This is a genomic window from Mesorhizobium sp. M7A.F.Ca.CA.002.09.1.1 (genome assembly GCF_003998555.1).
GTDB lineage: Bacteria > Pseudomonadota > Alphaproteobacteria > Rhizobiales > Rhizobiaceae > Mesorhizobium > Mesorhizobium ciceri.
In genome coordinates, this window is the sequence record NZ_RZRR01000312.1 from 1 (window position 1) to 5,648 (window position 5,648).

4 protein-coding genes and 1 pseudogene are annotated in these 5,648 nt (G+C 62.8%); all 5 read right to left on the bottom strand.

The genetic code is table 11. The annotated features are described in order from the left end of the window. Positions 1-33: 33 nt before the first annotated feature. Positions 34-1,647 (bottom strand): annotated as a pseudogene (locus EN994_RS15460) (DUF2339 domain-containing protein); the annotation flags it as partial. An 83-nt stretch (positions 1,648-1,730) separates the two neighbouring features. After that, positions 1,731-2,249, bottom strand: coding sequence for a PaaI family thioesterase (locus tag EN994_RS15465; RefSeq protein WP_013532579.1), 519 nt, complete (start codon positions 2,247-2,249; stop codon positions 1,731-1,733). Beyond that, entirely contained in the window at positions 2,246-3,022 is a 777-nt protein-coding gene (gene recO / locus EN994_RS15470) for a DNA repair protein RecO (protein ID WP_013532580.1), read from the bottom strand. Before recO ends, EN994_RS15465 begins: the two co-directional genes overlap by 4 nt. A 132-nt stretch (positions 3,023-3,154) precedes the next feature. Beyond that, complete coding sequence (locus tag EN994_RS15475) at positions 3,155-4,300, bottom strand: porin (protein ID WP_127307628.1); 1,146 nt, start codon at positions 4,298-4,300, stop codon at positions 3,155-3,157. 694 nt (positions 4,301-4,994) lie between these two features. After that, a partial coding sequence (locus tag EN994_RS15480; protein WP_164745940.1) for an aminoglycoside phosphotransferase family protein occupies positions 4,995-5,648 on the bottom strand: 654 nt, incomplete at its 5' end.

The following is a 5,648-nucleotide window of genomic DNA, read 5'->3' on the forward strand; positions in this document are numbered from 1 at the left end:
CTCCTATCCGGTGCTCGGCTGGATTTCGGTCGGCGCGATCCACTCGCCGCCGGCGGCGAAAATGACGACCAACAGTGCCGCTGCGGCGGCGTAGACAGGGTCACGGTCGAGATTGCCGAAAGTGAACCAGAGCGCCAGCAGGACGACCAGCGGGACGATGACGCCCCACGCCGCCCATGAGGCCGCACGTATCTGTGTCCCAGCGGCGAACCGGCGCGCGGCCCAGAAGCCGGCGCCGATGAAGACCAGGCCGAGTGCGATGCCGATGCGCAAGGTCAGCGCGTTGGACGTGGCCACCGGCAGTCCGTCGACGCCCAGGGCGCCGCCCGAAAAATCGGAAGCGATCGAGGTTGGCGGGATAATGCCGAGATAGATCAGCACCGTGACCAGTCCCGCGGCATAGAGGAGCGGCAGCGCCAGCGGACGATAAAGCGTGACCGCCACCATCGCGGCGATCACCACCGCGCCCGGCAAGGCATAGCCGGCGGCAGCAAAGGCCGGGTCTACCGACAGGCCCAGTGCCGAGAATGCGACGAACAGGCCAGGCACGATGGACGGCCAGTCGAAAGCCCTGTCTGGCGTGGTTTCGTCGCCACGGCGAGCGAGCCAGACAAGGGCGAGCACGGCCAGCGTGACGGCGTCGATGAGCAGGATCGCAGAGAGGTTCGCCCCCGGCGCATCGGTCATATAGAGAATGGTCCAGACACCGGTGCCGAAAAAGGCAGCCGCCATCAGCAACTTCCAGTCGCGCATGCGGGCGATGACGCCGGTGGCGGCAAGCACGATGGCGAGATAGCCGAACAGCGCCCAGGGATTGGGTGCCTGCGAGGCGACGAGCACCGGCGTCACCATGGCGCCGACAAGGCCGACGCCGGCCAGCGCCTGGCCGTGGACGAGCGCAGCGGCAATGGTTGCCACACCGATGGCCCCAAGCAGCGTGAAGGCGAGCGCCGGCCCGATGAAACCGTAAATGCCATGCGCGGCGTAGACGGTGCCGAACAGGATGAAGGCACCGGCCGCTGTCAAGATCGCCGGAATATAGGCGCCCGCGGCGCCTTGTACGGGCATCTTGAAGCCGGTGCGGCGGACGAACTCGCCGCCCACGACCAGCACAAGGCCGAGCGCGCCGGCCATGGTCAGCCGTACGCCGGGGCCGAAAATGCCGGCTTCGATGGTGTAGCGGATCAGGAACAGACCGCCCAGCGCCAGGGCGATGCCGCCGACCCAGACCGCCCAGCGGGTGCCGAGCGCGGTTTCGACATCGGATTGGCGGGCGGCTTTCGTCGCTCCGGGAAGCTCCGCGGGTTCCACCGCCTTCGGCGCCGGTTCTGGAGCGGTCCACGGCCCGGACACGATCTCGCCGGTCGAGTCTTCCGTTTCCGTGGGTGGCGCCGGTGCGGCGACCGGCTCGCTTGTCGCTGGAGAGGGAATGTCGGCCGCTGCCGCAACGGCTGGAATCACATCGGCGGGCACGTTGTCGGCCACCGTCTGTTCGGACGGCTTGGCCGCAGGCGGCACGGCTCCCGAGAGCACAAGGCTGCGCAGCGCGCCAAGCTCGCGCTCGACAAGGCCGATGCGGCTCTGCTGGCGCGAAATGATGACGAACAAGGCGATGATGGCGACAAGGCCGATCAGGCTCTCAAACATGGCGGTTCCCCCAAACCAGGCCAGTTTTCACTGACGTTTCGTCTCACTGACATGCAAATGCGGCGGCCAAACGGCCAGAAAACTCAGCGCGCCGCCAGATTGGCGGCCGGAAAGATCGAGCATGTTTCGGTGCCGAAAGCCAGCAGCTTGCCGCCGCCATCCTTCAGCGTCGCTTCCGACACCGCCAACGTGCGGCCCTTGTGAACAACCCTGCCCTCGCAGACCACTTCGCCGGTCTTCGGCGTGATGGGACGCGTCAAATTCACCTTGAACTCCGCCGTCGTATAGGCCTCGCCCTTTTCGAGCAGCGTCTGCACGGCACAGGCCAGTGCCGAATCGAGCAGCGTCGCCGCCCAGCCGCCATGCACGCTGCCCAGCGGGTTGAGATGGCGCTCGCTCGGCATGCCACGAAAGACAGCGCGCCCTTCCGAGACTTCGGTGAGAGTGAAATTCAGCTGGAAGGAAATCGGCGGCGCCGGATACTTGCCGTCGACGATGCGCTGCAGCAATTCCAAACCGGTGTATTTCAGGATGTCGGCGTGCGGAATGGTGCCGAGGCCGAGCGGTGAGACCCGGCCAGGATAAAGTTCGACTTCGCTCATGTGAGGATTTCTCTGGCTGCGTCCTCGCCAGCTATGGCCTTGCCGCGTGCGTGATGTTTGCGCAAGGCGGCGAGGAAGCCGGTACGAGCGTCCGGCGGCTCGATGCCGCGCGGCTCATAGACGTGGCGGTTGAAGAAGAAGCCGGTGAGCCGGAAGGCGTCGTCGACATCAGCCGCATCCGCGCGCAGGCCGGAGCCGCGCTGCAGGAAGGCCGGCAGAGCCAGCATCCTGTCGCGCCATGGCAAACCGGCTTCGCGCGATACCGCGCGTCCCGACTTCGGCGAAACATAGGCCAGGTCCTGTCGCGTGCCGGTGGCGGCGCATTGGCTGAGATCGAGGCCGAAGCCGAGTTCGTCCAGCACCAGAAGCTCGAAGCGCGCCACCAGTTCTCCGGCAACGTCGGCGTCGTCGAGATGGACGATCATCACGGCAAGCGTTTCGTAGAGACCTTCATGCGCGTCGCGCTCGGGCAGCAGGCGCAGATGCGCGGCCATGGTCTGCAAGCCGTAGACGGCGACGGCGCTGTCCATCAACCGGGCAGCATTCATCTCGATCGCTTCGGCCTGGAACGTGCCGAGATGTTCATCAAGGCGCGCACGCCACAACAGGTCGACGCGATTGCCGGGCTGGAGGACGGGCTGCTGTTTGCGCGAACGGCCGCCGCGAACAAGGCCGAGATGACGGCCATGCGCTCGCGTCAGCACCTCGAGAATGGCGCTGGTTTCGCCATGCTTGCGGGTGCCGAGAATGATTCCCTCGTCGCGCCATTCCATTTCAGGAGCTTTTCACCGATCGGGTGGCGAAATCAAGGTATGGGCTTGGCTCCTGGGTAACTCTCACACCAATGCATAAAAAACCGCCCGCAGCGATGTGCTGCGGGCGGGCTGGTGAGGTCAGTCGATCTGCTAGAAATTGCGCTGGAAGCGGACGATGCCGCCGACGCTGCTCTTCTTGTCGGCCTTGGTCCAGTTGTTGAAGTCGAAGTCGTCGAATTTTCCTGCATTGAGGTAATCGACTTCAGTCGTGACCGTAAAGCCGGGCACAATGGTATAGGCAACGTTGGCAGCGACGCCGAGGTTCTTCCAGTCGTCATAGGAAATCTGGGCGTTGAACGAGGTCTTCTCGTTGAACTTGTAGGTGCCGCCACCCCAGACTGCCCAGTTACCGCCCCACGGCTTGTATTGGGTACGGCCTGTGCCGAAGTCGTTGATGTTGTCGTTGGTGCCGTAGCCGCCCATGACGAACAGCGTCAGTTCCTTGCTGACGTTGACGTCCAAACGGACCTTGCCGGCCACTTCCTCATAGTTGCTGTCATAGGCCACGACGCCAGTGATCGCACCCCAGTCGCCCTTGTACTTCAAGCCGCCGACGACATGCGGAACATAGCTGTCGATGGTGTTGACGGCGGTGCCTTCCTCAAGCGAGACCACGCCCGTGAAGCCGCTGCCAGCGTCGAAGTAATAGCTGATGAGATTGGTATCCTTGACACCATACGGGATGAGCGTGTCCTGGATGACATTGCCGGCATAACCGATGAACTGGTCGTATACCGTTTCATCCTTACCGACGCGCAGGCCACCGAGCTGGATCCAGGCGAAATTGAGGGTGGTGGTCTTGTTGCCGGCCTGCCAGCCGTTGTTGGCCGGGGTCTGGTCGGTATAGTCGCCGGAGGAGTTGCCGAACTGGAAGCGAGTTTCGGTGAAGGTTTTCAGCGTGCCGAGCTCGGTTTCCTGGCCGGTATAAGTCCTCAGCGTGAAACGCATGTTCTTATACCAGGTGTCGTTCGTTCCGCCGTCCATGTGATCGGGAACGTTGTTGGCGCCATCGAGCGAGCCGGAATCGCCGACGCCCATGTCGTAGCGGAGGTAGCCGCCGATGCGCAGGCAGGTCTCGGTGCCCGGAATATAGAAGTAGCCGGCGCCGTAGACGTCGCAAATCTTGACGTATCCGGCCGGTTCCGGTTCGGCGACGACGACAGCGTCGGCGGCGCGTGCGCCGCTGACCGCGATCAGGGCCGCGGCTGAGCCGAGAAGGAGGCTCTTGATGTTCATTTTCTGACCTCTCCAGTCATAGTTTTAAATGGCTTCGGATTTGTGGCTGGCGGCAATGTTTTCCCGCCTCACCCCCACAACGAAAAAGGCTCACACCGCTCGCCCTTTTCAGCGGCGAACATACCCATCGATCATCTGCCTTCAATGACGATTTCCGAAATAATGCCAATTCCGCGAACAGATTAATGCTGTGTTGCACAAATAACACTTGCCGCGATGGCGAATGGCACAAGTGGCACAACGTCACACATTGAATATATATACGGATACTTTCGCGACTAAATATAACTACGACGTTTTATATTTCTAAAAGACCGCACAATGTGGAATATCTACCTGGTTTTCGCCGACATCGACCTGAATCTTGCCGACCCCTCTATCGCCAGGTGACGCCCATTCGCCAATCCCACTCTGATGCCGAGGCGAAAAGCGGGATGACGCTTCCAAGCCTGTCTGCTTCTTCCAAGACGATCGAAACCCTGGAGCGCTGTGGTGTCCCCGATTGTGACAGCAGCCAAACGTTCAAAACGATTCCTCCGTGACGCCTCTCAGTCGACCTTGGCGACACGGGCGACGTGGTCGTCCGCCTCGATCAGGCGGATCGGCACTCCCGGGAAGCATGGCGTCGGTCGGAATGTCCCTGGTCGCGCCATGCGACGGCGGATGTTTGGCGACGGGACTGGGTTTTGGTTGGCTAGAGTGGCTTATCGTTCGGCGCTTCACGCTCGCGCGCGCGGTCGGCAAGGACTTCATCGATTACGTGACAGGATTTCTCAACCTCAACAGGGTTGGCGTCGATCTGTCCAGCGACCGTGATCAGCGCCTTCCAAAGCGTCCAGCCACGACCGCGCGCCCACATCGCCTCGTCGGCCGGAAGCCCGGCACGAAACGCCTCCCGGTTTTTGCCTTCAAACAGCGTCCACGCAATCGCCAGATCGCAGGCGGGATCGCCGACGCCGGAGGTTCCGAAGTCGATCACCGCGCTCAATCGGCCTTGCCTGACCAACAGGTTTCCCCAGCTGACGTCACCGTGGAACCAGACCGGCGCACCGTGCCATTGTGCGGCAAGTGCTGCCTCCCACACCGCACTGGCTGCGGCCGTGTCGATCTTGCCGTCGAGGGCGGCAATCGCTTGCCGGGCCTCGCCATCGTAGACGCTGAGTGCTCCGCCGCGAAAGAAATTGTGCTGTCCCGGCGCCGGTCCACCGGTGGCATCGATACGCTGAAGGGCGACCAGGAACGCGGCCAGGTCGGTCGCAAATTGCGGCAGGGTGGCAATCCGCTCGCGCTCTGCCGTCTCGCCTTCGATCCAGCGGTAGACGGACCAGTGCCAGGGATAGCTTTCGTC

Coding starts and splice junctions, on each gene's coding strand:
- recO (WP_013532580.1), bottom strand. CDS start 3,022: ATGGAATGGCGCGACGAGGGAATCATTCTCGGCACCCGCAAGCATGGC.
- EN994_RS15475 (WP_127307628.1), bottom strand. CDS start 4,300: ATGAACATCAAGAGCCTCCTTCTCGGCTCAGCCGCGGCCCTGATCGCG.
- EN994_RS15465 (WP_013532579.1), bottom strand. CDS start 2,249: ATGAGCGAAGTCGAACTTTATCCTGGCCGGGTCTCACCGCTCGGCCTC.